The sequence below is a fragment of the Haladaptatus sp. AB643 genome (genome assembly GCF_024136975.1).
Classification (GTDB): domain Archaea; phylum Halobacteriota; class Halobacteria; order Halobacteriales; family Haladaptataceae; genus Haladaptatus.
Map to the genome: position 1 here is coordinate 1 of NZ_JAMYJW010000021.1, position 1,719 is coordinate 1,719.

Consider the following 1,719-nt stretch of genomic DNA (forward strand, 5'->3'; position numbering starts at 1 on the left):
TTCGGGATGACGTCCTTGAACAGGATGCGCGGCGTGCTCATCCCCATCGTCCGCGAGGCTTCCACATAGGATTCTTCGCGCAGGGTGAGCACCTGTGAGCGAATGGAGCGGGCGAGTCCGGCCCAGTAGTTGATGGTGATGAGGAGGCCGATGAGGACGGGATTATCTGGGTGGAAGACGGCGGCGAGCACCATGATGAGCGGCAGGCCGGGGATAGTCATGGCGATGTCCGAAAAGGACGTCAGCACGGTGTCAACCGTCCCGCCGCTGTAGCCGGCGAGGGTGCCGATGGCGAGTGCGATAACGGTGGCGAAGATGCCACCGGCGGCGATCATAATGAGCATCGGCGGAGTGGCGTGGATGGCCATCGCCAGCACGTCCACGCCGGATTTCGTCGACCCGAGTGGTGCGTCCCAGTTCTGGAACGGCACGAGGTTTCGCGGGACCTGATTCGAGGTGGGAGCAGGGTACAGCCAGGTGCCCACCGTCCCGATGAGGATGTAGATGAACAGGATGAGCCCGCCGATTCGCGTACGCGGGTCGTCCCACGCGACTAATCCCGGCTTGTAGATGAACTCGGCGTAGAAGTCCTGTAAGCGTTCTTTGGTCGTGACTTCCGTGTCAGACCCCGTCGTCTCGAAGCTGAACTCCTCGACTTTCGACTGCGAACCGCCGTCCGTAGCGACGCGGTCGACATCGTCGTCGTTGTCCTCAGTAGGCTTCATTGGAATCACCCGATTTGACGCGTGGGTCGATGATGCCGTACGTGAGGTCGGCGATGAACACGGCGAGGACGAGGGCGACGGTAATGACGAGGAAGATGCCCATCATCAGCGGATAATCGCGGTTTTGCAGTCCCTGGAACAGGTAGTAGCCGACGCCGGGATAGGTGAAAATCTGTTCGAGGATGACCGAGCCACCGAGGTTGAAGCCGATGAGAGTGAGGAAACCAGTGTACATGGGGAGGATGGCATTGCGGCCGACGTACCACACTGAAATGCGGCGGTCGGGAAGCCCGCGAAGGCGGGCGACGCGGACGTAGTCCTCGCCGAGCACCTGGATGCTGTTGCCGCGCATGGCGAGTGCTTGGAGTCCCGCGCCGGAGACGACGAGCGAGACGATGGGGAGGAAGGCGTGATAGAGCGCGTCGGTGACGAACTGGAGGGATAAGCCGGGTTCGACGCCGGGGCTTAACCGATAGCTGACGGGGAAGACGCTGTACTTGTAGCCGAAGACGATGACGAGGGCGATGGCGAGGACGTAGAAGGGAATCGAGGAGAGGATGATCGAAAGGATGCTCGATCCCATGTCGAAGCGGCTCCCTTCCCGGTAGGCCATGAGTGCACCCCAGACGATGGCGATGGCGAAGATGATGACGGTGGCGGTGACCATCACGAAGATGGTCCACGGCAATGCTTCACCGACGATGCTCGCCACGGTGCGGGGATAGGTGAACGATTTGCCCATGTTGCCGTGCAGCAGGGCGGTGATGTAGTCGCTGTACTGGACGTACAGCGGGGCGTCGGGTTGCAGGTTTTGGTAGGTTTCGATGATGGAGTTGATCTGTTGGGGTGGGTACCCCTGGCGAATCAGTTTGCCGCGCAGTTGGGTGAGCGGGCCACCCGGCAGCAGTCGGATCATGCCGAACGTGAGCGTCACGACCAGCCACAGCGTGAAGATCGCTCGTCCCGTCCGTTTCAAATAATAGTTGACCATATT

Annotated in this window: 2 protein-coding genes; both read right to left on the minus strand. The window is 60.8% G+C overall.

Annotated elements, in window-relative coordinates:
* On the minus strand, positions 1 to 725 hold a 725-nt coding region (locus NKF25_RS23965), incomplete at its 3' end, for an ABC transporter permease (RefSeq protein WP_253229128.1).
* Positions 712 to 1,716: an ABC transporter permease gene (locus NKF25_RS23970; RefSeq protein ID WP_253229129.1), complete on the minus strand. Its 1,005-nt coding sequence runs from the start codon at positions 1,714 to 1,716 to the stop codon at positions 712 to 714. The genes NKF25_RS23965 and NKF25_RS23970, both read right to left, overlap by 14 nt.
* Positions 1,717 to 1,719: the final 3 nt, after the last annotated feature.